The organism is Brevibacterium sp. JSBI002 (genome assembly GCF_026013965.1).
Taxonomy (GTDB): Bacteria; Actinomycetota; Actinomycetes; order Actinomycetales; family Brevibacteriaceae; genus Brevibacterium.
Window position 1 is genome coordinate 3,174,703 of record NZ_CP110341.1, and the last position, 26,058, is coordinate 3,200,760.

General features: G+C 66.7%; 24 protein-coding genes. 6 read left to right on the top strand and 18 right to left on the bottom strand.

What is annotated here, in order from left to right:
- Positions 1-50 precede the first annotated feature (50 nt).
- Entirely contained in the window at positions 51-608 is a 558-nt protein-coding gene (locus LJ362_RS14450; protein WP_264799725.1) for a GNAT family N-acetyltransferase, read from the top strand.
- Between the two features lie 80 nt (positions 609-688).
- Here the strand turns inward: LJ362_RS14450 and LJ362_RS14455 are convergent, their stop codons facing one another.
- The 5 genes from LJ362_RS14455 to LJ362_RS14475 all read right to left on the bottom strand — a co-directional run bounded on the left by LJ362_RS14455 (position 689) and on the right by LJ362_RS14475 (position 6,418).
- Entirely contained in the window at positions 689-1,783 is a 1,095-nt protein-coding gene (locus LJ362_RS14455) for a BadF/BadG/BcrA/BcrD ATPase family protein (protein WP_264799726.1), read from the bottom strand.
- Positions 1,780-2,814 (bottom strand): N-acetylmuramic acid 6-phosphate etherase, encoded by a 1,035-nt coding sequence (gene murQ, locus LJ362_RS14460; protein WP_264799727.1) that lies wholly within the window; start codon positions 2,812-2,814, stop codon positions 1,780-1,782. Before murQ ends, LJ362_RS14455 begins: the two co-directional genes overlap by 4 nt.
- Entirely contained in the window at positions 2,811-4,319 is a 1,509-nt protein-coding gene (locus tag LJ362_RS14465) for a sodium:solute symporter (protein ID WP_264799728.1), read from the bottom strand. Before LJ362_RS14465 ends, murQ begins: the two co-directional genes overlap by 4 nt.
- A 102-nt stretch (positions 4,320-4,421) precedes the next feature.
- Positions 4,422-5,645, bottom strand: coding sequence for an anhydro-N-acetylmuramic acid kinase (locus LJ362_RS14470; RefSeq protein ID WP_264799729.1), 1,224 nt, complete (start codon positions 5,643-5,645; stop codon positions 4,422-4,424).
- Positions 5,642-6,418, bottom strand: coding sequence for a GntR family transcriptional regulator (locus LJ362_RS14475; RefSeq protein WP_264799730.1), 777 nt, complete (start codon positions 6,416-6,418; stop codon positions 5,642-5,644). Before LJ362_RS14475 ends, LJ362_RS14470 begins: the two co-directional genes overlap by 4 nt.
- A 301-nt stretch (positions 6,419-6,719) precedes the next feature.
- On the opposite strand from LJ362_RS14475, the gene LJ362_RS14480 reads away from it, so the two are divergent.
- Positions 6,720-7,382 (top strand): VOC family protein, encoded by a 663-nt coding sequence (locus LJ362_RS14480; RefSeq protein WP_264799731.1) that lies wholly within the window; start codon positions 6,720-6,722, stop codon positions 7,380-7,382.
- A 41-nt stretch (positions 7,383-7,423) separates the two neighbouring features.
- Complete coding sequence (gene mgrA / locus LJ362_RS14485) at positions 7,424-8,464, top strand: L-glyceraldehyde 3-phosphate reductase (protein ID WP_264799732.1); 1,041 nt, start codon at positions 7,424-7,426, stop codon at positions 8,462-8,464.
- 2 nt (positions 8,465-8,466) lie between these two features.
- Here the strand turns inward: mgrA and LJ362_RS14490 are convergent, their stop codons facing one another.
- The 10 genes from LJ362_RS14490 to LJ362_RS14535 all read right to left on the bottom strand — a co-directional run bounded on the left by LJ362_RS14490 (position 8,467) and on the right by LJ362_RS14535 (position 19,505).
- Positions 8,467-9,570: a phosphotransferase gene (locus LJ362_RS14490; protein ID WP_264799733.1), complete on the bottom strand. Its 1,104-nt coding sequence runs from the start codon at positions 9,568-9,570 to the stop codon at positions 8,467-8,469.
- Between the two features lie 17 nt (positions 9,571-9,587).
- Positions 9,588-10,337 (bottom strand): phosphotransferase, encoded by a 750-nt coding sequence (locus tag LJ362_RS14495; protein WP_264799734.1) that lies wholly within the window; start codon positions 10,335-10,337, stop codon positions 9,588-9,590.
- Positions 10,244-10,882 carry a hypothetical protein gene (locus LJ362_RS14500; protein ID WP_264799735.1) on the bottom strand — a complete coding sequence of 213 codons (639 nt, stop codon included), beginning with the start codon at positions 10,880-10,882 and terminating at the stop codon, positions 10,244-10,246. The genes LJ362_RS14495 and LJ362_RS14500 overlap by 94 nt, the downstream gene beginning before the upstream one ends.
- The gene (locus LJ362_RS14505) at positions 10,879-12,804 is read right to left on the bottom strand and encodes an ABC transporter ATP-binding protein (protein ID WP_264799736.1); all 1,926 of its coding nucleotides are present in this window, start codon (positions 12,802-12,804) and stop codon (positions 10,879-10,881) included. The genes LJ362_RS14500 and LJ362_RS14505 overlap by 4 nt, the downstream gene beginning before the upstream one ends.
- Complete coding sequence (locus LJ362_RS14510; protein ID WP_264799737.1) at positions 12,801-14,120, bottom strand: glycosyltransferase family 4 protein; 1,320 nt, start codon at positions 14,118-14,120, stop codon at positions 12,801-12,803. The genes LJ362_RS14505 and LJ362_RS14510 overlap by 4 nt, the downstream gene beginning before the upstream one ends.
- Positions 14,117-15,568, bottom strand: a complete 1,452-nt coding sequence (locus tag LJ362_RS14515) for a glycosyltransferase family 4 protein (RefSeq protein ID WP_264799738.1) — start codon at positions 15,566-15,568, stop codon at positions 14,117-14,119. Before LJ362_RS14515 ends, LJ362_RS14510 begins: the two co-directional genes overlap by 4 nt.
- Positions 15,558-16,871, bottom strand: coding sequence for a glycosyltransferase family protein (locus LJ362_RS14520; RefSeq protein WP_264799739.1), 1,314 nt, complete (start codon positions 16,869-16,871; stop codon positions 15,558-15,560). Before LJ362_RS14520 ends, LJ362_RS14515 begins: the two co-directional genes overlap by 11 nt.
- Before the next feature lie 75 nt (positions 16,872-16,946).
- On the bottom strand, positions 16,947-17,606 hold the full coding sequence (locus tag LJ362_RS14525; protein WP_264799740.1) for a response regulator transcription factor: 660 nt from the start codon (positions 17,604-17,606) through the stop codon (positions 16,947-16,949).
- Positions 17,603-19,183, bottom strand: coding sequence for a sensor histidine kinase (locus tag LJ362_RS14530; protein ID WP_264799741.1), 1,581 nt, complete (start codon positions 19,181-19,183; stop codon positions 17,603-17,605). Before LJ362_RS14530 ends, LJ362_RS14525 begins: the two co-directional genes overlap by 4 nt.
- Positions 19,092-19,505 (bottom strand): hypothetical protein, encoded by a 414-nt coding sequence (locus LJ362_RS14535; protein WP_264799742.1) that lies wholly within the window; start codon positions 19,503-19,505, stop codon positions 19,092-19,094. The genes LJ362_RS14530 and LJ362_RS14535 overlap by 92 nt, the downstream gene beginning before the upstream one ends.
- Before the next feature lie 129 nt (positions 19,506-19,634).
- Between LJ362_RS14535 and LJ362_RS14540 the strand changes: the two genes are divergently transcribed.
- Positions 19,635-20,465, top strand: coding sequence for a DedA family protein (locus tag LJ362_RS14540; protein ID WP_264799743.1), 831 nt, complete (start codon positions 19,635-19,637; stop codon positions 20,463-20,465).
- A 3-nt stretch (positions 20,466-20,468) separates the two neighbouring features.
- On the opposite strand, the gene LJ362_RS14545 is transcribed toward LJ362_RS14540, so the two are convergent.
- The 3 genes from LJ362_RS14545 to LJ362_RS14555 are packed head-to-tail and all read right to left on the bottom strand — an operon-like array spanning position 20,469 to position 22,548.
- A complete protein-coding gene (locus tag LJ362_RS14545; protein WP_264799744.1) occupies positions 20,469-21,329 on the bottom strand; it encodes a shikimate dehydrogenase in 861 nt (286 codons plus the stop codon).
- Positions 21,326-21,796, bottom strand: a complete 471-nt coding sequence (gene aroQ / locus LJ362_RS14550) for a type II 3-dehydroquinate dehydratase (RefSeq protein WP_264799745.1) — start codon at positions 21,794-21,796, stop codon at positions 21,326-21,328. Before aroQ ends, LJ362_RS14545 begins: the two co-directional genes overlap by 4 nt.
- Positions 21,797-21,798: 2 nt before the next feature.
- Positions 21,799-22,548 (bottom strand): IclR family transcriptional regulator, encoded by a 750-nt coding sequence (locus LJ362_RS14555; RefSeq protein WP_264799746.1) that lies wholly within the window; start codon positions 22,546-22,548, stop codon positions 21,799-21,801.
- A gap of 243 nt (positions 22,549-22,791) precedes the next feature.
- On the opposite strand from LJ362_RS14555, the gene LJ362_RS14560 reads away from it, so the two are divergent.
- Complete coding sequence (locus LJ362_RS14560; RefSeq protein WP_264799747.1) at positions 22,792-24,117, top strand: MFS transporter; 1,326 nt, start codon at positions 22,792-22,794, stop codon at positions 24,115-24,117.
- Positions 24,114-26,054 (top strand): bifunctional sugar phosphate isomerase/epimerase/4-hydroxyphenylpyruvate dioxygenase family protein, encoded by a 1,941-nt coding sequence (locus LJ362_RS14565; RefSeq protein WP_264799748.1) that lies wholly within the window; start codon positions 24,114-24,116, stop codon positions 26,052-26,054. Before LJ362_RS14560 ends, LJ362_RS14565 begins: the two co-directional genes overlap by 4 nt.
- The last annotated feature ends 4 nt before the right edge of the window (positions 26,055-26,058 follow it).

Below are 26,058 nucleotides of genomic sequence, written 5' to 3' on the forward strand. Positions count from 1 at the left end.
TCGTGCCGGAGAACGATCCTCCTGGCCGCGTCGGCCGGTAGCATCCAGTCATGACCCACGCAGTTCGCCCGCCCGAGCCCGCCGATGCTGCAGCCATGGCGCGCGTCCACGTCGACACCTGGCTCGAGACCTACCGCGGGATCATGCCCGACGAACTCCTCGATGCCCCCGACCTCATTGATCGACGCCGCCAGATGTGGACGCAAATCCTCGCCGAGGCGGCTCCGTCGAAGTTCACCTGCGCCGTCGCCGAATCCGACGGGGAGATCGTCGGCATCGCCATGGCTGGCCCGCCCGAGAATACGGAATCTGCCGAGGACGACATCGACGCGGGTGGCGAACACGGTAGCACCCGGGCAGCGCGTCCTGAGGACCGGCACCTCTACGTGCTCTACGCCTATCGCTCCATGCACGGCACGGGCGTCGGCCAGGACCTCCTCGACGCAGTCATCGATCCGTCCGTGACGACTGCACTGTGGGTGGCGGATCCGAATCCGCGTGCCCAAGCGTTCTACTCGAAGAACGGGTTCGTAGCCGACGGCACAGTGAAGACCGACGACTACGACGGAGTGCGCGAAGTGCGGATGGTGCGACAGGCAGCAGGGTGAGTTCGCCTCAGTCAACGCGGAGCTCGAAAAAGTCGTCTCCAGCGACGACGATTTCGAGCTTCGCGTTGATTGACACCTTGTCAGGTCCAGATGACCCGGTCCTGCGCGCTGAGTCTCCCACCGGCACCGAGGTGGCCCAGAGTGAGTGCCCCATCGAGCGGTCCGCCTGCGGGCTCGACGACGGTGATGGTCGGATCAAGTCGTGCGGCTTCGGTGCGGAATCCCTCGACGAGGTGGCTCCCCGCGGCCGCGACTCCCCCGGTGAGCGTGATGTGTACGGGCTTATCAGTGGCTCGGTTATCCGCACCTGTGGCGTCAGAGCGCGGGACAGCGTCAGCGGGAGCCGAGGTCAACGAAGCGTCGACACGGTGAGCTGCTCGCGCGGCGACGGCGCTGCGCGCGGCTTCTCTTCCCGCACTGCGGAGCAGGTCGGCCGATGCTGTGTCGCCGGAGCGGGCAGTCTCGGCGATGTCGACAGCGAATTCGGCGAGGAGTCCGGCCCGGTCGCTGCGGGTATAGAACTGACCCGGCCACGAGGCGGGTGGGCCGAATCGTCTGGTGGCCGCGAAGAGCAGCGCACGACCTCGTTCGTCGATGCCGTCGCGAGTGCGCAGAGCGAGTTCGAGACCATGGCGTCCCAGCCACGCTCCTCCCCCGCGATCGCCGAAGAGGTGTCCCCAACCATCGGCTCTTGACCATTCGGCTGACCAGTGGCCAGCCGCGTCCGGCCCGGGGTGGGCGATGGCGATCGCTCCGGTGCCGAGCACGGTGATCGCCCCGCCACTCCCACCGAGGGCGCCGAGATGAGCTGTCACGGCATCGATGGCGGCGACCGCCGGCACGCCGTACTCGGCCGAGATCTCGGGGAGGACTTCGGCAGGATCCTCGGCGAGAGAGGCGATCCCGGTCGCACCGATGCCGATGCCGCTGACCTCGGAGAAGCGATCGGGCCACGTCTCTGCGGCAGATTTCACGAGATCGCGAACGACGGACATGACGTTGCTGCCGCTCGGCCCGATCTCGATGCGCGGTCCGGCGATCTGGTCGACGATGCGTAGGCTGGGGAGCGCGTCGGAAGGGCCGTGTTCGCGGCGATGGTCGCTCGCTTCATCGACCTCGCCGAGCGCGCCACGGCTGCCGGTGCCGCCGATGTCGATGCCGAGGATCAGGCTCATGCGCCCACGGTACCCGGGCCGGAACCTTCCGAGTCCGTTCCGTCGTCCGAGCCATCCGGCGTCTTCGTCCCCACAAGCTCGGCGATCGCGTCCCTGACCGATCCGTCATGGGACTCCAGGGTCGACACAGCCAGGGCGGGGGCCGCCTCGGTGAAGGAGACGACGATGGCGGTCTTGAGATCGCCATCGCAGCGCTCGAGCAGAGCTCGCGCGTCGGCATCGCCCAGGTCAGCGGCCTCGCGGAGGATGCGCACAGTGCGTTCGCGCAGCTTCGCGTTCGTGGCGACAACCGAGACCATGAGGTTGTCCCAGGTGCGTCCGAGGGCGACCATGAGCGCAGTCGAGAACCCGTTGAGGGTGAGCTTCTGCGCGGTGCCGGCCTTGAGCCTGGTCGATCCGGTGATCACCTCGGGGCCGGTGTCGAGCACGATGTGGTCATCAGCTTTGTCGGCCAGAGTGGCGTGCGGGTTGTTCGAGATGAGCACAGCGTGGGCGCCGTTGGCTCGCGCCGCGTCGAGCGCCCCGCCGACGTACGGGGTCGACCCGCTCGCGGCGATGCCGATGGCCACATCGTCGGGTCCGAGCTCGGCACCGGCCGCGGATCCGTCAGCCCCGGAGTCCTCGGCGTTCTCCACCGCATTGACCAAAGCAGCCTGACCGCCGGCGATGTGCCCGATGACCCGCCCTGGTTCGAGATTGAACGTCGGCAGGAGCTCGCTGGCATCGAGGACGCCCAACCTCCCCGAGGTACCTGCGCCGAAGTAGTGGACGCGGCCGCCTCGGCGCATGCGGTCAGCGGCAATGTCGACGAGTTCGGCCAGCTGCGGCAGGGCTGCGGCCACCGCGTCGATGACGGCGTGATCTTCGGCGTTGAGGACCCGCAAGACCCCGAGCGTGTCGAGGTCGTCGAGTCCGGAGCTCGCCGAATTGCGCTGTTCGGTCGGGGACAGCGGTCGTCCAGCCGACGTCGGCGGTGCCGTTTCCGACGTCGGCGAGGTCGGGCGGGCTGAGCCCGGCTGGGAGGAAGTCATGGACGGGGGCTTCCTTCCACCTCGGCGATGGTGGGCTCTTCGACTTTGGTCGTGTGGCGAAGACCGAGCAGGCCGCCGACGATGAAGGTGACGATGACGCCGAGCAGCGGGTACCACTGCCACGCCACCCACACCTCGCCGGTGACGTACTTCTCCATGACGAAGAAGAACGTGTTGACGGCCACGGCCAGGGCGAAGGCGATGTTCGCGTCGACGGCACGGGCTCGTTTGTTGACGATGCCGAAGACGAACGCGCCAAGCAGACCGCCGTACGTGATGCCGGCGATGCCGAGGGCGAGGATGACGATGTTGCCGGAGTCGGATTCGAAGATCGTGGCGGGCAGGATGAACGCGATACCCCAGCCGATCGTCGCCCAGCGGCCGACTTTGAATCCCTGTTCGTCGGTCATCGGGGTGCGCTTGAGCTTCGCGTAGACGTCGTTGACCGTCGAGGACGACAGGGCCGACAGCGACGAGGACAGCGTCGACATCGCTGCCGCGAGGATGCCGGCCAGCAGCAGTCCGGAGATTCCTGTGGGCAGGCCCTCGATGATGAACAGCGGGAAGATCTCGTCGTCGCGGGTCAGGCCGAGGTCGGCAGGCAGCGCATGGTCGTAGTACGCCCAGAGAGCCAGGCCGACGAAGAGGAAGATCGCGAACTGGACGACCACGACGAATCCGGAGGTGATGAGGGCCTTCTGCGCCTCGAGCTTCGACCGGCACGACAGCAGGCGCTGCACGATGAGCTGATCGGAACCGTGGGAGGCCATCGCGAACACGGCGCCGCCGAGCACCGACGGAATGAACGAGTTCGCAGCGTTGATCGGGTTACCCTCGAAGACGAAGAGGTTCGTCTTTCCGGCGTCGACCGCCTCGGCGAACCACCCGCCGCCGATCGACGCGGAGACGATGATGATCGCGAGGATCCCGCCGAGGACATAGAGGATCATCTGTGCCACGTCGACCCAGACGACTGCCTTGATGCCGCCGATGAACGTATACACGATCGTGACGAGCGAAAGGACGACGATGATGACGAAGTAGTTCGTGTGGATGCCGAGTCCGTCGAGGATGACCTTGAGCGGGATGGCCGCGGCGAGCACTCGGATGCCGTCGGCGAGCAGGCGGGTGAAGAGGAACGTCACGCCGGCCGTGGTCTGCGTCGACTGGCCGAAGCGCTTGCCCAGGTAGGCGTAGGCGGTGATCATCTCACCGTCGTAGTAGCGCGGGAGCATGAAGTAGGCGACGATGACGCGTCCGACGATGTAGCCGAGTCCCAGCTGAAGGTAGTTGAGGTCGCCGAGGTAGCTCATGACGGGGATGCCGATGACGGTGAGCGCGCTCGTCTCGGTGGCGACGACGGACAGGCAGACGGCCCACCACGGCAGGTCGCGCCCGCCGAGGAAGTAGCCCTTGAGGCTGCTCTGCTTTCCGCTCAGTGCCAGTCCCAGCCACGCCGTTGCGACGAGATAGGCGACGATCACCAGGAGGTCGATGATCTGCATTGGTTTCTCCTTGTTGGGGGTGTGGAGTGTGTCGGGTGGTCGGTGGTCAGGAGGTGCGTTTGTTCGTGTGGCCGGGCGGGCGTTGCCGGTGGCGGCCGCGGTTCAGTCGGCCAGTCTCAGTCGGGTGGGTCGTCGGTGGAGGGGTTCGGGCAGACGGAGCGGTCCCTCGCCGGGAGTGAACCGGCCCGCGATGCGCGGTCCGATCGCCCCGGTCAGACTGGGCTGCGTGCCGTCGAGTCCGTGCCAGCTCAGCCACCCGATGAGCGCCATGAGGAGCGCTTCCTTGCTGCCTTCCGGCAGACCGAAAGCCTCATCCGTGCTGGTGAGAACGATGCCCTCATCCAATTCCTCGCCGAGGCGGCGCATCAGCTCCGGGTTCCTCGTCCCACCTCCCGAGGCGATGACGGTGGTGGCATCGTGCTCGCGGACCGCCTCGGCGATGGTGCGCGCGGTCAGCTCGGTGACCGTGGCGATCTGATCATGCTCGCCGAGGTGGGGGTGGGATTCGAGGTACGAGTCGAGATAGGCGGCGTGGAAGAGTTCCTTGCCCGTCGATTTCGGGGCGGGCCGTGCGTAGAAGGGTTCGGTGAGGAGCTCGGTGAGCAGGTCCGCGTCGACGGTGCCTGCAGCGGCGAGCGCGCCGTCGCGGTCATAGCTCTGCCGGCCGTCGGTGATGCGGCGGGCGAGAATATCGATGAGGGCGTTGGCCGGGCCCGTATCGAAGGCGATCGGGTCCTGGCCGGGAGTGATGACGGTGATGTTCGCGATTCCGCCGAGGTTGAGCACCGCGGTCGGAGCCTCGGCCTCGGAGAGCAGGAGGCAGTCGAGCAGCCCGACGAGTGGTGCGCCCTGTCCCCCTGCAGCGACATCGCGGGAGCGGACATCGGAGAGCACGGGAACACCGAGTCGTTCTGCTATGAAAGCCGGCTGTCCCAGCTGGAGGGTCGAAGTGACCTGGCCGTCGGTGATGTCGTGGCGGACGGTCTGTCCGTGGGAGACGACGAGGTCAGGGGTCAAGTCGTGGTCGGCGCAGAGTTCGGACAGGGCGTCGGCGCAGAATCGGCCGAGCCGGGCGTCGACGCTGCTGACCAGTGACAACGGCAGATCTGCCGGTTCGAGGAGGCGAAGGATGTCGGCGGAGAGCTGGTCGTCGAATGGGGTTTCGCGTTCGGCGAGGATCCGCACGGTCAGGGTGGTGGGGTCCGCGCCGACGAGGTCGAAGCTGGGGGTGGGTTCCGTGTCGCTGATGGGGTCGGGCATGAACTCGGCGATGACGAGGTCGAGGCCGTCGGCGGAGGTTCCGGTCATGAGTCCGGCGATGATCATGGCTGCGTTCCTCCTGTGTGGTCGGTGACGGTGGCGGGAGCGGTGCCGGTGGGGGCGGCCCCGGATGCGGCCGGAGCGGGGACGGTGAGTTCGGTGCGGACTTTGTAGCGGTCGCCGCGGTAGACCGAGCGAACGAACTCGAAGGGGCGGTCATCGGCACCGCGGGAGATGCGTTCGAACAGCAGGGCAGGTGAGAGTTCTTCGACGCCGAGGTGGTGAGCTTCGCCGGCGTCGAGGAGGGTGGGCTCGATCGTCTGCACGCTGTGGTTGAGGCTAATGCCGAAGTTCCGGCGCAGCAGATCGTAGAAGGACTGGTCCTCGAGGTCGCCTGGGCTCAGACCCGGGACGAGAGCCGAGGGGACGTGGAGTTCCTCGAGAGCGATCGGTTCGTCATCGGCCAGGCGCATGCGCAGGATCGCGATGACGTCATCGCCTTCGGAGATGTGGAGTCGACGAGCGATGTGCGCGCCCGCCTCGGCGACGTCGAAGCTGAGGATATGGGATCCGGGACGCATTCCGCGGGCGAGCATATCCTCGGTGAAAGAGCTCGCGGCCAGCGGTTGGTCGAGTTTCGGCCCAAGCGCGAAGACGCCCGTGCCGTGTCGCCTGCGGACCATGCCCTTGGCGACGAGTTCGTCGATGGCGCGGCGCAGGGTCATCCGCGAGATGCCGAGCGTCTCGGCGAGCTGGCGTTCCGGCGGGAACTGCTCACCGGCGGCCATGTCCTCGAGGCGGTCGAGGAGCTGGTCGCGGATGGCATGGAATTTCGTCACACCACCATTGAGGCACAGGACACACCACTAAATCAAGACCACTGGTCTATTTTGCGGTGCCCGTCCCCTCGGTCAGCATCGCTCTCGCGCCCTCGCTCAAGCGCTCGCTCACTTTCAAGCGCTCCCTTCCCTCGATCAAGCGACGCCGCGAATATGACGTCGTCGACCACGACATATCTGCGCCCCGGCTTGAACGGCGGGAGTAAAGCGTTCGTCCGAGATCGGGCAACGTTGCGCCCCTGCCCGCGGGTATCGGGAACGAGGGGTTCACGCAGGAGGGAGAAGTCCCTAGCATGAAGCCATGACTGCATATACCGGACAGAAGCTGCTCGACGCACTCGACTCCCAAGGGCTCAGTGACTGGCAGGGGCTGCCGGACTGCATCGGCGCCCGGTTCCTCACCGGCGACTTCGCCACCGGGCTTGATCTCGTGGCTGAGATCGGGTCCCTCGCCGAGGCGGCCGGCCACCATCCCGATGTCACGCTCACTTTCCCTCACGTCGGCATCCGCCTGACCAGCCACGACACCGGTGCGGTGACCGAACGCGACCTCAACCTCGCCGGGCAGATCAGCGAGGCGGCCGCCTCGGCGGGGGTGAAGGCGGACCCGACCATCCCGACACTGCTCGAACTCGGCCTCGACACCGCGAACCAGGACGCCATCGCCCCGTTCTGGGCGGCGCTCCTGACCGGGGAAGCGAGCAACGTCTCCGGACCCGACGTCGTCGACCCCTCCGGTCAGATGCCGCTTCTGTGGTTCCAGGACTGCGAGGAACACGAGGTTCCGCACCAGCGTCTGCACGTCGATGTCTCCGTACCCGCGGCGGTCGCGCCGGAGCGGATCAAGGCCGCGGTCGACGCCGGAGGCACGATCGTCGACGAGTCCCAGGCGCCGTCATTCACCGTCCTCGCCGACGCCGACGGCAATCGCGCCTGCGTGTGCACGCTGGCCGCACGCCCGTAAGCTGGGCATCGACCTCTTCCACTCACCCCCAGGGAGTCCGTGTGTACCTAGCCGCCGAGAACCGCTACGACTCGATGACCTTCCGCCCCGTCGGCCGATCCGGGCTCGTCCTGCCTGCGTTGTCACTGGGACTGTGGCATAACTTCGGCGACGATGTCGCCTTCCAGAACCAGCGCGATATCGTTCGTCGCGCCTTCGACATGGGCATCACGCACTTCGACCTGGCGAACAACTACGGTCCTCCCCCAGGATCGGCGGAGACGAATTTCGGTCGGCTGCTGCGCGAAGACCTCCACCCCTACCGCGATGAGCTCATCATCTCGACGAAGGCCGGCTGGAACATGCACCCCGGCCCGTACGGCGGCCCCGGCGGCAGTCGCAAATACCTCCTGGCCAGCCTCGATGCGTCACTGCGCCGACTCGGCCTCGACTATGTCGACATCTTCTACTCACACCGCCCCGATGCCTCGACGCCGCTCGAGGAGACCATCGGCGCACTCGACACCGCAGTGCGCTCCGGTCGCGCGCTCTACGCCGGGATCTCCTCATACTCCGCCGCCGATACGGCCCGGGCCTCGCAGATCGCCCGCGACCTGGGCACTCCCCTGCTCATCCACCAACCGTCGTACTCGATGTTCAACCGGTGGATCGAAGACGACGGGCTGCTCGAGACCACGAACGACGAAGGACTCGGCGTCATCTGCTTCTCCCCGCTGGCGCAGGGCCTGCTCACGGACAAGTACCTCGGTGGGGTTCCCGACGATTCGCGCGCAGGCAAGTCGAAGCCGTCGTTCAAGGACGGGTTCCTAAGCGCAGACAACCTCGCCCGGATTCGGTCGCTGAACGACATCGCTTCTGCCCGCGGTCAGTCCCTGGCGCAGCTGGCTCTGGCCTGGGCGCTGCGCGATGAGCGGGTGTCCTCGCTGGTCATCGGGGCCAGCCGCGTCGAACAGCTCGAGCACAATGTCGCGGCTCTCGACGCGGCGCCGTTGAGCGATGAAGAGCTCGCGGCAATCGACGAGTTCGCCGTCGACTCCGGTGTCGATATCTGGGGAGACGCACGCCGCAGCACCGCGGAGTGAGGTCACCGCGCCGCAGCGAGCAGCCACCCGATCCGGTTGCTCCAAGCGGGCCGGAAAGCATAGACACAGGCGAGCCGAATGAGGGTGGCCTGTTCGTATGCGCTGACCCTGGCCGGGTCGATCCCCACCGCCGAGGCGACCCGGGCGATCTCATCGATGACCACGGCCGCCTCGGCGGAGGTCCACAGTCCCTGCTCGATACGCCACCGGGCATGCGCGCGCAGGTTGCCGAGATCGAGCGCCCGTTCGCCCCGGCACGCCGTATCGACGTCGAGCAGCCCCGGTCCGGAGACCGGATCCCACATGATCTGCTTGTCGTGCAGGTCCCGGTGGATGAGCCCGATCATTCCGTCCCTCGGCGAAGCGGCCCCGTCGTCGAGTGCGACCGTGACCTCTGCGATGAGTTCGTCCACCTCGGCGAGCAGAGTCTCCCCCCGCCCATTCCGCGCGGTCTCGAGCAGGGGACGGGCGCGCTCACGCCATGTTCGGAGCACCTCGAACTCCTCCGCGGCCCGATGAAACGGCATCGGGGTCGCCAAATCCGTCGCAGCCGCTGTCACGGTATTGGTCGGATATGACTCTGCCTGAGCCCAGGCGTCGAGGGACTCGGCCCAGGCGCGTGACCAATCCGCGCCGAGCCTCGCAGGATCGTGGAGTTCGACTCCGGGCACCACGCTGAGCACGACGGTCGAAGAATCCGAACTGAGCACCTGCGGGAGGGTGAAACCGGGAAGGAACCCTACCGCTCGACGCTGTCCCGCGATGACGCCGGAAGCCTTTCCTTCGCGCACGCATTTGGCGAAGCTGCCGTCGGGCAGACAGACGACGGCGCGTTTGCCCGGACGGTGGGAGACCAGTCGGCCTCCGTCTGCGAGCAGCCTGGAGAGTCCCGGCAGCTTCGGGTCACGGTCAGCGTCGAGGACCGTCACCCCGTGTTGCTCGAGATAGCCGACCCGGATCCCCTGGCCAGGAAGAGAAGCCTCCCACGCGATACGGCCGTCTCCTGCCGGCCAGGCTCGGCGCACCGTCCAGTCCTGTCCGTCGATCGTGACCGCGTCGGGGATATGCAGGGTCGCGCCCCACTTCGTCGCAGCCTGTTCCGTCACGATCTGCTTCGCCACTGTCATGGTGCGACCCCCATCGTCGGGGAGTCCTCACGCAGTGCGGAGCCCGCGAGGTCGATGATCCGCATCGTCTCGTCCCTCCAAGTCACGGAGCAGCTGCGCCAGGGTTCGAGTCCGGCCACGAGCATCGCCCACGCCGTCCAGGCGCCGAGGTCGGTCTCCTCGCCGCCGGAGGAACGATAACCAGCGATGAAAGGTCGCTCTAGTTGGTGCACCCGGGGATCGAAGCGGCAGGCAGCGATCCACCGCCCCAGGTCCATCCCGATCGGTCCCCACCCTGACCGGTCCAGATCGATGATCCGGCACTCGGAATTCGCCAGAAGCACCTGGTCAGGGCTGAGGTCCCCGTGGATCTCCCGCAGTTCCCTGTCCGGTTCGAATCCCCGGCTCGGCCCGAATCCCCGGCTAGGCCCGAGGCGGCCGCTCAGTTCGGCGAGGAGTCCGGAGATGTCAGCCTCTCGTTCCGGGAGCAGACGAACCAGCGACCGGCTGATGGTCTCGAGTTGGTCGAGCGGAGAGCCGAGCGCGCGGTCCGCCTCCGCCGAAGCGCCCACCTCGCCTGCCGGGCCGCCGACGTTGTCAGGCACACCGCTTCTGTGCAGTTCGGCGATGATCACGCCGACCTCTTCAGCGACGTTCGGATCCGGGTGATCGCTCAGGTCACCGGTCCCCCACCACGGCGAACGAGTGCAGTCCCACGTCCGCCGACGAACTCGACCGGCAGGCTCGGCAGCTGCGTGCGCTGCCAACGGTCGGCCGCCTCGGCGAGGTGGATCTGGGATTCGGCGGTGATCCGCACGAATTCCGGCGCCCCGTCGACGGGGGTGTGCTTGAGCAGCAGCCGCCTGGCGGGGTTGTATCCGATGATCGTCAGGTCCCCGCCGAGGTGGTCGAGCGTCCGCGCAATCTGTTTGCCGATCCTGGGGTCGGCCAGCACGCTGCCGCTGACCAGCAAGGCACCGGTCGCGGCGGGCGAACGCGGGTCGGCCGCCTCGTGGACGATCAGTTCCTGCCCGTGCCGGGCGGCCCGCCGCCGTGCATTGGCGAGCTTGTCCGGACTCGTCATCACCGCGGTGAATCCCCAATCATCGAACTCGCCGAGGCGTCCGGGCTCCTCCCGCTGCCACGCAACGATGGCGCTCCGCCCCGGTTTGACGCGGATTCGATGGGGCCGGACCGCGAAGCCGAGGCGCAGGGAGAGCCGTTCGGCCGATCGCAGCTCATCGATATAGGGCAGCAGGGCGAACCTCGTGTCTGCGAGGTCGTTCACGAGGTCGGACATCGCTGTGGTCATGATGAGGCTCCTGCATAGTTCGGCACGCTGCCGACGGTGGGCGGCTCTGTCGGACGGGGATCTGCGACGACAGGCGTCTCGGACGCAGCTGGCGCCGCTTCCGCCGTTCGCCCCGGCACGCTATCGGCTTCGTCGGCCTGCGAACGGATCCACCGGGCGAAGCGCGAGTCCGCGGCAGCGGCCAGCTCGCTCGGCGCACCGTCCTCGACGATCCGACCATCCTCGAGCCACACCACGCGGTCGAGTCCGCGGATCATCGCCACGTCGTGGCTGATGACGATGCTTGTCCGACCCTGTGTCAGCGCGGACACTGAGTCGGCCACCTCGGCGCGGGTCTGTGGATCGAGTCCGGTCGTCGCTTCGTCGAAGACGACGACCGGGGCGTCGCGGACAAGCGCCCGAGCGATGGCCAGGCGCTGCCGCTGCCCGCCGGAGAGAGTGTCCCCGCGGTTGCCGAGCGAGGTGTCGTAGCCGTCGGGAAGGGAGCGGATGAACTCGTCGGCACGGGCAGCGCGGGCGGCGGCGACCACCTCGGCGTCGGTGGCGTCGAGCCTGCCGTAGCGGATGTTCTCGCGCACGCTCGCGGCGAAGAGCACGGACTCTTGGAGGAGGACGGACACGTTCTGCCGTAGGGAGGCACGGGTGACGTTGTGGGTGTCGTAGCCGTCAAGGTAGATCGACCCGGAGTCCGGCTGCGACAGCCTCAGCAGGTAACTCATCAGGGTCGATTTTCCGGCTCCGGAGGCACCGAGGATGCCGACCTTCTGTCCGGCCGGAATGAGCAGGTCTAGTTCGTCGAACAGTGGCCTGCCGTGCCCGTCGGCCGAGGTGATGCGGTTGAAGACGACGTCGCCGCAGACCGGGCCCATGGACACGGCGTCGGGGGCGTCGGCGATCTCGACGGGTTCGTCGAGGAGGTCGGCGATCCTCTCCCCCGAGGCGGCCGCGCGGGCGATGCGGCCGGTGTATTTGGCCATGTCCCGCAGCGGTTTCATCGCGATCTTGAGGTAGAGGAGGAAGAGGACGAGGTCGCCGGGGGACATCGCTCCGCGCAGCACCTGCCACCCTCCGAAGGCGAGAACGAGAGCCTGCGAGATGCCGACGAGAACATCCGTGGAGCGCTCGAGCCCGGCGGCCAGACGGCGTGCCCGCACCCCGGCTCTGAGTGCGCGTTCGTTGCCGTCGGCGAAATCGCGGGCGACGGTCTTCTCGAGTCCGTAGGCCTGGACGACGCGGATGGCTCCGAGCGCCTCGGCCGCGGATCCGACCAGTCGGCCCTCGCCCTTGCGGGTGGACCGGGAGGCCTTCGTGATCTTCGGGGTCGCCACCTTCGACAGCAGTCCGTAGACCGCAGCCGTGACGAGCACGATGGCGCTGAGCACCGGGTCGAGGACGACCATGACGACGAGCAGGACGGCGAGCGTGATGACATTGCCGACCAGGGGCAGCCCTGCGGTGACGGCGACTTCCTGCAGCCGTCCGATGTCACCGACGAGCCGTTGTGAGGTGTCACCGATCGAGGCTTTCGAGTGGTAGCGCAGCGACAGGGATTGGACGTGATCGAACACCCGTGAGCGCAGCTGGGTGGCCACGCGGGCGCCGACGAGGGCGAAGCAGATCGTCGAGGCGTAGTTCGCCGCTGCCCGTCCGCCGACGATGACGGCCAGGCCGATGGCCACGACCGCGAGCGTTGTGCCGACTCCGGCGTCAAGGCCGAAGGTCGGGGCGATCTGGGCGCCCAGGGCCGCGGTGACGGCGTCGACGGCGATCTTGATCGGCCACGGTTCGAGGATGCGGAAGACGACATCGGCCAGCAGCGCGGCCATCCCGCCGATGATCAGCCACGTGTGCCGGCGCAGGTGCGGGCGGATGATGCGCAGGGTCCGCTTCAGCGCAGAGGCCGTGAGCTTCTTGCCGCTCATGAGATCACCGCCGAGGCGGGGCGCCGTCCCGATCCGGACGTTCCCTCGGCGATGGGACCGGCACCGGTTTCGCCGGCGGCTGTGTCGCCGTCAGTTCCGGTCACCGGTGCGAGGATCTGTTGGCACCGACGCATCCAGGAGTGGTTGGTCAGTGCCTCGGCCCGGGCGCATGCTCCCATCGTCGCGCGCAGTTCGGCGTCATCGATGAGTCTCTGCAGGGCGCGGGTGAGATCTGCGGAGTCGGCCGGATCGGTGAGGATTGCGGCCCCGGTTCCTGCGAGCACGCCGGGGATCGCGCCGACCCTCGATGCAACGACGGGCAGTCCGGCGGCCAGGTATTCGTAGACCTTCAACGGTGAGAAGTAGTTCTCCCCCGCCGGGTACGGGGCCACAGCGATGTCGAATTCGCGCAGCGCCTCCGGCACGGCTTCGGGCGCCAGAGCACCGTGGAAGCGCACACGCCCACCCAACCCGAGCATGCGCACCTGGTGCTCCAGGGCCTCGGATTCGGGGCCGTGGCCGACGATGTCGACGCTGAAGTCCCCAACCAGTCCGGCGCAGGCGGCGATGAGCCGGCCCGTGCCGTGCCAGGGTTTGAGCGTGCCGACGAACCCGATCCGCACCGGACCGTGAGAACTCGGAGGTCCCGCACCGAGGCGGTCCTCCAGTATCGCGCGACCGCTGGGGGCTCCATTCCCTTGCCCGCCGAGGCGGCCGTGATCTGACCGTGGAGTGATCCGTTCCGTGTTCACTCCGTTCGGGACGACGCTGACGTCGTCGAGGCCGGGATAGTCGGTGCGGACCCAGTCGGCGACGAGTTCGCTCACGCACACGATGCGTTCGGCGCCGGCGAAGCTTGCCGCCGTGGCACGGGCAGCATGTTCCGCGTGAACGAGTCCACGGTGTGTCCGCTGCTCCTCCAGCAGGGGCGCATTGACCTCCATGACCAGCGGCACATCGAGGCGCTGACTGATCCGGGCACCGGCGGTGGAGAACAGCGAATACCGTTCGTAGACGAGGTCGAACCCTTGCCCCGAGGCGGCCACCGTGTCGGTGACCAGGTCGGCGAGCATATCGGACAGCCGCAGCAGAGCGATCTCACGCTGGGAGCGGTCGAGTCCGCGCGGCACCTCGAGTCGGGTGACATCGAGGTCGGCGAGGTCGGCGGGCACGTCGTCATCGGTGCGGGTGCAGAAGACGCTGACCTCATGGCCGAGTGTTCGGAAGGTGCGCACGACTTCCTGGACGTGGACGCTGGCACCTTTGGTGCCGAAGACCCCGATGCCGGGGTCGAGAAGGACATAGGCGATTCTCATGACACTGACTCCATTTCACGGGCGGTCGCGATGGCGGTGGCCGCGGACTCGCTCGGTGGGGTCGCGACATCTGTCGCAACGGTGGCCCGATCTGCGGCACGGTCGCCGACGCGGGCTGTGGCGCGGTCGGTCGCTCGCTCAGCGGCTGCGGCGGCCAGTCGGCCGAGCTGCCCGGCCTGGACGGTCGAGTCGTGCAGCCGGTACACCCGGTCACGGGCGGCATCGGTGACGGCACGGATTGCGGTCGGATCATCGCTGAGGGCGGCGGCCACCTCGGCGATGGTGGAGGCGATGTTCGCCTCATCGGAGCCGTCGACGAGCCACCCGGTCCGGCCGTGGTCGATGACCTCGGGCACGGCGGTGACGGCCCCGGCGATGCAGGGAATTCCGGTGGCCATGCCCTCGAGCAGCACGGTGGGCAGTCCGTCGGCGTTGCCGTCGGAGCCGATGACGAACGGGGAGACGAGGAGGTCGTGGTCGGTGAGCATGTCGCGGACCTCGGCCTGGGTCAGCGCTCCGTGGAAGGCGACGAGACCGTCGAGTCCGAGCGTGCGGGACTGGGTCCTCAGCTCCTCCTCGAGGGGGCCGGTGCCCACGAGGTCCAGACGGCAGGTCGCGCCCTCGCTGCGCAGGCGGGCGAGCGCATTGAGGAGGTGGGCGAAACCCTTCTTCTCGACGAGGCGGCCGACGGCCAGCAGCGAGGGAACCTCTCCCGTCACGCCCCGCTTGGGCCGGTAGGGGAAGCGGTCGATCTCGAGGCCGTTGCGCACGACGACGATCCGGTCGGCCAGCTCAGGGCCTAGCACCCGCGACAGGTAGCGGCGATTGAAATCGCTGATCGCGATGACGTGGTCGGCGTCCGCAGTCTTGCGGGCCAGATCGGTGAGCACGACATCCTCGTGGAAGATGTCCTTCGCATGCGTGGTGAAGGAGTACGGGATCCCTGTCAGCGCCGAGGCGGCCCGGGCCACGGTCGTCGACACCGACGCGAAGTGCGCGTGCAGGTGGGTGACCTCGTGGTCGAGGGCCAACCGGGCGAGGGTGAGAGCTTGGATCGCATCATCGTGGCCGAGTTCCATGAGCTCGCCGAGGTGGTCCGGCACTGCCGCGGCCACGCGCGGTTCCGCTGCCGCCTCGGCGAAGGTCTGCCAGAAGCTGCGGGCACTCGAGGGTCGGTCGATGTGGATGACCTCGGCGCGGACGCGGGCGAGTTCGGGGTGGAAGCGGGCATCCGTGCTCGGGCGCAGGGAGAAGATCACAAGGTCTTCACCGGCGGCTTCGCGGGCGAGGATCTCGGAGACGATGAAGGTCTCGGAGAACCGCGGGTACATCTTGAGCACGTAGGCGCGGCGGCCGGGATGTCTTTCCGTCGGAGCGGTCGGGGTTGCCGGTGGGTGCGGAGTCGGCGTGGCCGGTGTCGAATTGGTTGATGTCTGTTCAGACAGCATGGCTGGTCTCCTCGAGTGCGGTGGGGAAACTGGTGGTCGTTCCGGCGGTCGCAGCGGTCGCGGGAGTCGGTTCAGTCGTGAGGTCGGCAACCGTCGCGTGTCGTTCGGAGCGGGCCTCAGCGATGAGCTCAGCGGCCAGGCGGGGAACGGTCGAGAGTCCGGTGAGATCGATATGGGAGCGGTCGGCGAGACGTCCGCCCTGGCCGGCGAACCATTCGCTGAGAACATCGGCGTCGAGGTTGTCGATCGTCAGAGCGTCGACCGCTCCGGCCGCGGCGAGGGCGAATGCCCGCCGGGGCTGTTCGGCCCGGTGTCCCTTGCGGGGGACGACGAGTGCGGGGGTATCGGTGGCCATGAGCTCGGCCAGAGTGTTGTAACCGCCCATGCACACGACCGCGTCGGCAGCGGCGACGAGTCCTGGGATGTCATCGCAGTGACGGATGACTGTGGTGGCCGCACCGGCACGGGCACGCAGCCGTTCGAACTCCTCGGTGTCCATCTGCGGACCGGTGACGACGAGGTGACGGTGACCATCGGGCGGTTCGGCGTCCACAGCGATCGAGGCGAGGCTGCCACCATCGGATCCCCCGCCGAGGCAGGTGAGGACGAAGGGCTGGGTTCCGGTCCCTGCCGACTCGACGTCTGCCGTCAGGTCACTCGCCGCCTCGGTGCCTGCCGCCAGAACGCCGCCGTCATCGGGGCGGTCCTGAGACAGGTAGCCGGTGGTCATGGCTTTGGCTGCCAGGGCCGCGGGCACTTCGCCGGTGGAGCGGGGATCGTAGACGTCCGGGTCCCCGTAGATCCAGACTTCGTCGAAGGATTCGGCCACCCGTGCGGACCCTCCGACCTTCTCCCATTCGGCAGCGATGACGGATGGGGTGTCGAGGACTTCGCGTAGGCCGAGGACCGTGCGGCAGCCGTGGCCGCGGACCTGGTCGATGGCCTCGGCGAGCTCACCGCCGATGCCGAAGGGGTGCCGGTCGACGATGAAGAGCTCAGGTCGCTGCTGGTCGAGGATTGCCGAGATCGCCGCCGCCCGCAGCGCCCGCAGTCCCTGCATCGAGGAAGCGAGTGACCGCGGGACGTAACCGCCGGGGGCAGGGGTGACTCCGGGCAGGATCACCCAGTCCCATCCGTCAGGCAGGTCGAATCGCGTGGCCTCGGGACTGCTGGCGATGAGCAGACCGGAGACCTCGCGGCCGGTCAGCGCCGGCAGGTCCCGGGCCACGGCGAAGGCCAGAGCCCGGTTGCGGCGGATGTGGCCCAGTCCCAGCGAGTCGTGGGAGAACAGTGCGATTCTCAATCGTCGTCTCATACATCTCAGCTTGTCGGCTGTGATTAAGATGAGATTAAGACGCGGATGAGAAAGATCTTAGGTTCAGTCCACGCGGTATCCGAAGCCCCGCACGGTGGTGACGAAATCGGAGCCGAGCTTCTTGCGCAGATACCCGATGTAGACGTCGACGACGTTCGAGCCTGGGTCGAAGTCGAATCCCCACACATGAGAGAGCAGCTGTTCGCGGGAGAGGACGTTGCCTCGGTTGCGCAGCAGGATCTCGGCCAAGGACAGTTCCCGGGCCGAGAGTTCGACGAGACGGTCTCTGACCCACACCTGCCGCTTGAGCAGGTCGATGCGCACCTCATCGCGGATGAGCTCCGTGACCTCCTGCTCCTGCGGGCTCTCCTTGAGCCGCAGCCGGACCCGAGCCAGCAGCTCCGCGAACCGGAAGGGCTTGATCATATAGTCGACCGCCCCGGACTCGAGAGCGTAGATCGTGTCGTCCGGGTTGTCCCGGGCAGTGAGCACGAGCACCGGCAGTTCGGGTCGCCGCTCACGCAGCTGCCCGAGTACGGTGAAGCCGTCGAGGACGGGCAGACCGATGTCGAGGATGACAAGCGCGAAGTCCCCGGTCAATGCCAGATCTCGACCGGTGAGGCCGTCGGCGGCGATCTGCGGATTGAACCCGGCGGCGGTCAGGCCCTTCGAGATGAAGGCGGAGATCCGCGCCTCGTCCTCGATCACGAGAATGCTCTTCACTTCTGTCCTTTCGGCAGGATCATGCGGAACTGTGCACCGATGGTGGTCTGGTCGAGCACGACCGTGCCTCCGTGCGCCTCGGCGATGGCGGAGATGATCGACAGCCCCAGACCGAAGCCGGCCCCGTCGGTCGACCCACGGCAGAAACGGTCGAAGATGTCCTCGGCGATATCGTCGGGCACCCCCTTGCCTTCGTCGCGGACCCAGATGTGCACGGATTCGGAGTCATCCCGGGCACCGAAGACGATCTTCTGACCCTCCTCGGTGTGCTCGACGGCATTGGACGCCAGCTGCAGAAGCGCCTGCGTCAGGCGCTGTCGATCCCCGCGGAAGCTCAGCGATTCGGGAACCTCGAGACCCCATTCGCGGTCTCCCAGTCCCTTGGCCTTCGCCAGGGAGTCGGACACTACCCCGCTGAGGTGCACCTCGGCGAAGCGCACGAAATCAGGACGTCGGGCACGTGCCAGCAGGAGCAGCTCCTCGACGAGGCGACCCATCCGATCCGTCTCATCGAGCAGCATCGCCCGAGTCTCCTCGACGTCTCCGACGTCCTCTGCATTCATCGTCTCGAGGTGACCGCCGAGGATGGTCAGCGGGGTGCGCAGCTCGTGCCCGACGTCGTCGAGGAAGCGCCGTTGAGCTTCGAAGGCCGACTCGAGGCGGTCGAGCATCTCGTTGAAGGTGTGCCCGAGTTCGGCGATGTCATCGTGGCCCTTCGTCTCCAGGCGACTGCTGAGGTCACCGCCGGATATCGACTGCGCCGTCCGCCTCAGCTCGGTCACGGGTGACAGCAGGCGGCGCGCCAGGAGCGAGGAGAGCCCCGCGATGAGCAGGGCGGCGGCGAGCGCGACGACGACGTAGATCTGCATGAACTGCACGAGGTCGGAGTGACTGGCGGAGACGTTGTGGACGACGACGAAGGCGCCCGCCCCGTTCGTCGCGGCCGCTCCGCCCGCCACCTCGCTGACGCCCTTCGTCCGGCTCGTCGAATCGGTGGGCGCGGTCTGGGTGTCCGTGGTCGTGCCCGCCCCCGCCTCGGTGCCGGTGATGGGCAGAACGAATCCTTCGTGCTCGACGCCGTCGACCGTCAGACTGATCTCCCCGCCGGTCTCGGCGGCACCGGCAACGGCCTTCTCGAATTCGCCCGAACTCCCGAGCAGCCCTTCCGGTTCGCCCTGATAGAGCACGCGGCCGTCGGTGAGGAACGCGAACAGCACCTCGTCCTCATCTGGCCTGTTCTGGGCGAGGAAATTGCTGAGGATCTCATCGACGGAGGTGAACGGCTTACCGGTCTGCGGATCGATCCCGTTCTCCGAGAAGGTCCGCATCTCGTCGACCTCTTGGGACATCGAGGCGGTGATCCGACTGGAGACGTTGCTCGACTCGACGGTGTAGAGGATGAGTCCGACGATGGAGAGGGTGAGCACGGACAGTGCGGCGACGGTGATGGTCAACCGGTTCTGAACGGTCAGCCCGACGCGCCGTTCAGTCGTCATCGTCGTCCCCATCATCGCCGTCGTCGTCCCCGTCATCATCGTCGTCGCCGTCGCCGTCGTCATCGGCGGCAGGGACTTCACGAGGCGGATTGGGCACCGGTTCGTAGGAGTGCTCGATCTCCTCAGGTTCTCGCGAATCCTCGTTTGCGGAGTCGGCGGCATCTGAGTCGGCGGCATCTGAGGCGCCGTCGTCGGAGGAGTCAGTCGAGTCTTCGTCGGCAGAGCTGTCGGCGTCTGAATCTGAGGTCTTGGAGGTCTCCGTCGGTTCGGGGGTGACTTCCACCGGACTGAGGTCCGGCTGCTCCGGTTGAGTGGTGTTGCGCACGATGAGCACGGTCAGCAGTGCGAGCATGACGACGAGACCGGCCACAATCCAGCCGATGATCTTCGATCGTCCACCCATACCGTCCACATTGCCCAAGGCCTGCGGCAATGTCGAGCCGGAGGCGATGAGAGTCTTCTTAGGTGGAGTGTTCGGGCGCCTGTGATACCGTAAGCGCCGACCGCCACGACGACCCGCAGGAGCCCACCGATGAGCGACGATCGCGCGGACCGCGACGAGGCTGAGCCCGTAACCGCAGACTCCTCATCGACGACGCCCGAGTCCACCGAGCCGAACGACGGTTCCGCGCAGGCAGACGCTTCCGCGACCACCGAGCCGGATGCCAGCTCCGCGGCCGAGTCCAAGGAGAATCCGTGGGCGGCGATCAAACCTTGGCAGGGCAAGGCTGCCGGCCTTGACAAGCTGCTGCTGTTCATCATCATCGGCGTCCCGCTCATCTACCTCGGCCTCATGCCGCTGCGACCGTGGATGCTCGTCAATGCCCCGGTCGTCCAGGAATTCATCAACGGCGCGAAGACCTCGATCGTCGCTGCCGCCGCCTATGCCAGGGTCGGTGAGATCCCGCTGTGGCTGGTCATCGTCGCCGGCTTCATCGGCATGGCCAAACTCGATTGGGCGTTCTGGCTGGCCGGTCGCTGGTGGGGCGACGGTGTGCTGCGGCTCTTCGCGCAGAACGAACGCCAGCTCAAACGCATCAACCAGCTGAAGAAGATCCCGAACTGGGCGCTGTTCCTCATGACGCTGATCTCGCGCTGCCCGGGCATCCCGGGCACCCTCGTCTACCTCGTCGCCGGGTGGACGCGGATGCGGCTGTCGCTGTTCCTTGTCGCCGACCTCCTCGGCTGCCTCATCTTCACGCTCATCTGGACCTTCCTGGGCTACCAGCTCGGAGAGGCCGCCGTCGACATCCTCAAGATCATCGACAAGTACGCCCTGTGGCTGACGCTGGCCCTCATCGTCGGCATCTTCGCCATCAGCTTCTTCAAGGAATACCGCAAGCAGAAGAAGGAACAGGTCTGAGCATCAGGCTCCGAAGGACAGGAAAGTATCGCGCATGCGCTGCGGGTTCGCCTTCCGGCCGCTGAAGAGCTCGAACGCGTCGATGGCCTGATTGACCGCCATCCCCGATCCGTCGAGCGTGCGGCAGCCCTTCGCTCTGGCTTCGGCGAGCAGCTGCGTCTCGAGTGGGAAGTACACGACGTCGGCCACCCAGGTATCCGACCCGAACACGGAAGTGTCGACCGGAGTTCCCGGATACGCCTTCATCCCCACCGGGGTGGCGTTGACGATCCCCTGCGCCGAGGCGGCCGCCCCTTCCAGCTCATCGAGCCCGATCGCTCGCGCCCGAGTTCCGACCGCTGACGTTTCTACGATGTCCGCGGCGAGTCCTTCGGCACGCTGCACATCGGTGTCGGCGATGATGAGGTCGCCGATCCCGAGTTCGGCAAGGGCGAACCCGACCGCACGGCCGGCACCGCCCGCACCGATCTGCACGACCGCCTCGGTGGCGGCACCGTCCAACCCGGCATGGAATCCGGCGGCGAAACCGGTGACGTCGGTGTTGTATCCCGTCGTCCGTCCGGCATCGTCGATGACGACTGTGTTGACCGAGTTGATGCGCGCGGCCACGGGATCGACCTCATCGAGGAGGCCGATGACCTGCTGCTTGAACGGGTGGGTGATGTTGAGCCCGTCGAAACCGAGGCGAATCGCTGCGGTGAGCAGCTCCGTCAGTGTCGCCTCGGCGAGGTGGGGGCTGCTGATGTCGATGGTGCGGTAGATCGTGAGGATGGAGTGCGCGGCACCTTCGTTCTCGTGCATCCGCGGGGTGCGGGATGCGGAGATGCCGTCGCCGATGAGGCCGAGGAGGAGGGATGAGGTCATAGTCTCGCTTTCGCGTTCGTGAGGAGGTCGATGAGGATCTCGACCGCGTGGACGTAGCCTTGTGCACCGGCTCCGGCGATGACGGCCGCGGCCACGGGTGAGAGGTAGGAGTGGTGGCGCACGGCCTCCCGCGCATGCGGGTTGCTCAGGTGCACCTCGATGATCGGGTGGTCGTAGGATTTGAGCGCATCGTGCAGGGCCAGGGAGGTGTGCGTGTACGCGCCGGCGTTGATGATCGCACCGACAGTGGAGTGCCGGGCTTCATGGACGGCATCGATGAGCCCGCCCTCATGGTTGCTCTGGATGCAGCGGACGCCCAGCCCCGCCTCGGCGGCGGTGTCGGCACACATGGCCTCGATATCGGCCAGCGTGGTGCGGCCGTAGATCTTCGGTTCGCGTTCCCCGAGCAGGTTGAGGTTGGGGCCGTTGAGGACGAGGATTTCGGGCTCGATGTGCGGTTCAACCATGGTCACCTCGGGAATCGGGCGGCGATCAAGGCCGCGGTTTCGTTCAGTCGGGGGACGAAATCGATGAGCTCGTCGAGGCTGCGGCGGAAAACGGGTGCGGCGAGCGCGAGTGAGGCCAGCAGGGTGCCGTCGAGGTCGAAGACGGGTACGGCCAGGGCATTCATGCCGATGTCGTTCTCTTCGGACTGTCCCGCCCAGCCGTCGGTGCGGATCTGTTCGAGGCGCCTGAGCATCTGTGCCGGGTCGGTGATCGAGTTCGGAGTGCGGGCGACGAGGTCGAGGGAGGCGACCGTGGCATCGACCTGCGGATCATGGGCGAGCAGAGCTTGACCGATCGCCGAGGTGTGCAACGGTGATTCGTCCCCAGGGTCGGTGGTCGTACGGAACTGCGGGCCGTCGACGGTGAGCACGGTGAGAGCGGCATTGCCGCGACGGACGGCGAGGATGCTCGATTCGCCGGTGGACTTCGTCAGCTCCTGGAGCAGGTCCTTCGTCGCTCCGGACAGCCCTTGCCGGTGCGCGACCTTCTGCGCCAAGCGGAAGACCTCCATCCCGAGGGTGTAGATCTTCGTACGCGCCTCGAAGCTGGCATACCCGGATTCGACGAGCCCTCCGAGGAGGCGGTAGGCGGTCGAGAAGGGGTAGCCGGTCGTCTCGACGGCCTGAGCCGCGCTGATCCCCTCGGGTGATTCCCCGAGGAGTTCGAGCATCTCGAAGGTCTTCGTCACCGAGTTCGAGCCCTTGGGCGGCATGCTTCGCCTCCTTGCGTTGCTGTGGCAGTTCGGTGGTACTGGGGCAGTGTGTGTGCAGGTAGTTCATGAGTCCGGAAAGCAGAATTCCCGCGTTCCACGTTGACAGGCTATGTCATCTCAATCACACTGTAAACCACAATGTAACAATAATTGCCACACTATGGCAATACAGTGTCGGTCCGATGAACGCTCGACAGCGCCGAGGCCGTCGATAAGTCCTGAGAGTGAGAAATGCGAGGAAGCATGAGCAACGCGATCGAGGAAGCTCGCCCCACGAAGAAGACACCGCTGCGCGCGGCCCTGTCGAGTTGGACGGGCTCGGCCCTGGAGTACTACGACTTTGCGGTCTACGGGACCGCGGCGGCACTGGTGCTCAACACTCTGTTCTTCCCCGAGACCACCGCACCGGGGATCGCCATTCTGCTGGCGATGGGCACGGTCGGGGTCGCCTATGTCGTGCGTCCGCTGGGCGCGCTCATCATGGGACCGCTCGGTGACCGCTTCGGTCGCAAGTTCGTCCTCATGCTCACCCTGTTCATGATGGGCGTGTCGACCTTCATCGTCGGCTGCCTGCCGACCTACGACCAGGTCGGGATGTTGGCTCCGATCCTGCTCGTGCTCTGCCGCATCATCCAGGGCCTGTCGGCCTCGGGTGAGCAGGCGAGCGCGATCTCAGTCTCCCTCGAACATTCGGACGAGGAGAAGCGGTCGTGGACGACGAGCTGGACCTTGCACGGCACTCAGGCCGGCACTCTGCTGGCCACAGCCGTGTTCATTCCCTTCACTGCCTTCCTCCCCGACGAAGCACTCTTCAGCTGGGGCTGGCGCGTACCGTTCTGGCTGTCGGCACTGGTCGTGCTCACCGCCTGGCTCATCCGTCGCGGGCTCGAGGAGCCGCCGGCATTCAAGGAGGCGCGGGTTGAGAACCCACCGCTCATGCAGGTCTTCCGGTGGCACAAGGCCGCGGTCGTCCGCGTGGCCGTGTGCGCCATGGTCAACACCGTGAATATGGTCTTCACCGTCTGGTCGCTGTCGTTCGCCACGTCGATCGTCGGACTCGAACGTTCAACCATGCTGCTCGTCTCGGTCATCGCCAACGGTGTCGCTCTGTTCGCGATCCCGACGGCCGCGCTGCTCTCCGACCGATTCGGCCGGAAGCCGGTCTTCATCACCGGTGCCGTCGGATCGGGTCTGATGATGTTCCCGTACCTGGGTGCGGTCTCGGCCGGGAACTGGCCGCTCATCTTCGTCTTCGGCGCCATCATGTCCGGCTGCGCGTACTCGCTGGCCAATTCCATCTGGCCCTCGTTCTACGCCGAGATGTTCCCGACGACGGCACGAGTGACAGGGCTGGCCCTGGGCACACAGGTCGGATTCGCGGTCTCCGGCGGTCTGGCTCCGGTCCTCGCTTCCGCTGTCGCCGGTGCCGGAGGAGAGAATTGGGTCTCGGTCGCCGCGTTCACCGCGGGCGTCTGCATCGTCGTCGGCCTGGTCGCCATGACGGCGAAGGAGACAAAGGGGCTGAGCCTGGAAGAGATCGATGTCGTCCATGAGGAAAGGTCACGATGAGAACCTCGATTGCCACGGTGTGCCTGTCAGGCACGCTCGAGGAGAAGCTGCAGGCTGCCGCAACGGCAGGATTCGATGGGGTCGAGATCTTCGAACAGGATCTCATCGTCTCCCCCAACTCCCCCGAAGCGACCGCCGCACTGGCCGCAGGCCTCGGACTGAGTCTTGACCTCTATCAGCCCTTCCGTGATTTCGAAGGCGTCGATGAGGAGCAGTTCGCTGCCAATCTGACCCGGGCCGAGGCGAAGTTCCAGCTGATGAGTCGAATGGGAATGACCACGGTCCTGCTGTGCTCGAACGTCGCCACCGCAACCATCGACGATGATGCGGTCGTCATCGATCAGCTGCGCCGCCTCGGCGATCTGGCAGAGAGATACTGCATCGATGTCGCCTACGAGGCGTTGGCCTGGGGCCGGTTCGTCTCCGAATACGATCGCGCCTGGGACCTCGTCAAGGCAGCCGACCATCCGCGCATCGGCACCTGCCTCGACAGCTTCCATATCCTCTCCCGCGGCACGGACCTGTCACGCATCGCCGAGATCCCGGGCGAGAAGATCTTCTTCCTCCAGCTCGCCGACGCTCCGGCCCTGTCGATGGATGTGCTCAGCTGGTCCCGTCACCACCGAGTCTTCCCCGGCGAAGGCTCGTGGGACCTCACCGACTTCCTCGCTCGCGTCGCCGGGACCGGTTATGCCGGACCGGTGTCGCTCGAAGTCTTCAACGACTCCTTCCGACAGGCCGACACCCAGCGCACCGCCGTCGACGGACTGCGTTCCCTGCGGTGGCTCGAAGCGAATGTGTCCGCGACCTTTGACGACCGTGCGTCTGGCGCTGACTGGGGAAGAGATCGCCTACAGCTAGACCTGCAGCCGCTGCCGCGGGTCGCGGAGCCGCGAGGCATCGACTACGTCGAACTGAACACCGATGACCTGGGCGCACTCACCCGGCAGATCCACCAGCTCGGGTTCCGGTTCGTCGGCTTCCACCGCACGAAACCACATGTGCAGCTGTGGCGACGCGGTCAGGCGCGAATCGTCCTCACCGAGCCCATCGAACCGGAGTACGCGCCGATCGTGCCGGCTGACGAATCCACCGTCGCGCTTGCGGTGTCCACTCCGGATGCACATTCCACTGCGTCCGGAACTTATCTGCGAGGCATCGGATTCGCCGTCGCAGATGCCGATGCCGCAATGGAACGCGCCCTCCTGCTCTCGACGACCGAGGTCCCTCGCGAACAGGCTCACGACGAGAAGGTGCTGCGTGGGGTCTTCGCCCCCGACGGGTCAGAGGTCTTCTTCGGCGACGGAGATGGTGAGGATCCGCAGTGGACCGACGAGTTCGGCACCGTCCCGGACGACCGACAGTCGGCTATCGACCACATCAACCTCGCTCAGCCGGCCCATCACTACGACGAGGCAGTGCTCTTCTACACCTCCCTGCTTGCTCTGACCGCACTGCCGTCCCAGGACGTGCCGAGCCCCTCCGGCCTCGTGCGCTCCCAAGTAATGTCCAGCGCCGATGGGGCAGTGAGGATGCCTCTCAACGTCTCCCCCGATCACAGCCCCAACGCGTTGAGCCGAGGTGCCGGCTCACCTGCTGCGACTTACCCGGAGCATGTGGCCATCGCCTGCGATGACATCTTCACCGCGGCGACAACCGCGGTCGCGCGAGGTCTGAAGTTCTTGGCAGTGCCGCAGAACTACTATGAGGACCTTGCCGCACGCTTCGACCTCGCACCGGAGCTGCTGGATCGGCTGCGCGAGCACAACATCCTCTACGACCATGACGCCGAGGGCGAGTTCCTCCATTTCTACACGTCGACGATCGGCTCGGTCTTCTTCGAGATGGTCGAACGCCGTACCGGCTATCGCGGCTTCGGCGCTCCGAACGCACCGGTGCGGTTGGCAGCCCAGCATCGGCGCAACACGGAGAGCTGAACCG

Excerpts from the sequence above, each read along its gene's own strand:
- LJ362_RS14565 (WP_264799748.1), top strand. The coding sequence starts at position 24,114 with ATGAGAACCTCGATTGCCACGGTGTGCCTGTCAGGCACGCTCGAGGAG.
- murQ (WP_264799727.1), bottom strand. The coding sequence starts at position 2,814 with ATGACTTCCTCCCAGCCGGGCTCAGCCCGCCCGACCTCGCCGACGTCG.
- LJ362_RS14465 (WP_264799728.1), bottom strand. The coding sequence starts at position 4,319 with ATGCAGATCATCGACCTCCTGGTGATCGTCGCCTATCTCGTCGCAACG.
- LJ362_RS14535 (WP_264799742.1), bottom strand. The coding sequence starts at position 19,505 with ATGGGTGGACGATCGAAGATCATCGGCTGGATTGTGGCCGGTCTCGTC.
- LJ362_RS14555 (WP_264799746.1), bottom strand. The coding sequence starts at position 22,548 with ATGCCGCCCAAGGGCTCGAACTCGGTGACGAAGACCTTCGAGATGCTC.
- LJ362_RS14505 (WP_264799736.1), bottom strand. The coding sequence starts at position 12,804 with ATGAGCGGCAAGAAGCTCACGGCCTCTGCGCTGAAGCGGACCCTGCGC.
- LJ362_RS14560 (WP_264799747.1), top strand. The coding sequence starts at position 22,792 with ATGAGCAACGCGATCGAGGAAGCTCGCCCCACGAAGAAGACACCGCTG.
- aroQ (WP_264799745.1), bottom strand. The coding sequence starts at position 21,796 with ATGGTTGAACCGCACATCGAGCCCGAAATCCTCGTCCTCAACGGCCCC.
- LJ362_RS14500 (WP_264799735.1), bottom strand. The coding sequence starts at position 10,882 with ATGACCACAGCGATGTCCGACCTCGTGAACGACCTCGCAGACACGAGG.
- LJ362_RS14515 (WP_264799738.1), bottom strand. The coding sequence starts at position 15,568 with ATGCTGTCTGAACAGACATCAACCAATTCGACACCGGCCACGCCGACT.
- LJ362_RS14455 (WP_264799726.1), bottom strand. The coding sequence starts at position 1,783 with ATGAGCCTGATCCTCGGCATCGACATCGGCGGCACCGGCAGCCGTGGC.
- LJ362_RS14545 (WP_264799744.1), bottom strand. The coding sequence starts at position 21,329 with ATGACCTCATCCCTCCTCCTCGGCCTCATCGGCGACGGCATCTCCGCA.
- LJ362_RS14480 (WP_264799731.1), top strand. The coding sequence starts at position 6,720 with ATGACTGCATATACCGGACAGAAGCTGCTCGACGCACTCGACTCCCAA.
- LJ362_RS14470 (WP_264799729.1), bottom strand. The coding sequence starts at position 5,645 with ATGATCATCGCCGGACTCATGACCGGAACCTCCGCCGACGGCCTCGAC.
- LJ362_RS14540 (WP_264799743.1), top strand. The coding sequence starts at position 19,635 with ATGAGCGACGATCGCGCGGACCGCGACGAGGCTGAGCCCGTAACCGCA.
- LJ362_RS14450 (WP_264799725.1), top strand. The coding sequence starts at position 51 with ATGACCCACGCAGTTCGCCCGCCCGAGCCCGCCGATGCTGCAGCCATG.
- LJ362_RS14510 (WP_264799737.1), bottom strand. The coding sequence starts at position 14,120 with ATGAGAATCGCCTATGTCCTTCTCGACCCCGGCATCGGGGTCTTCGGC.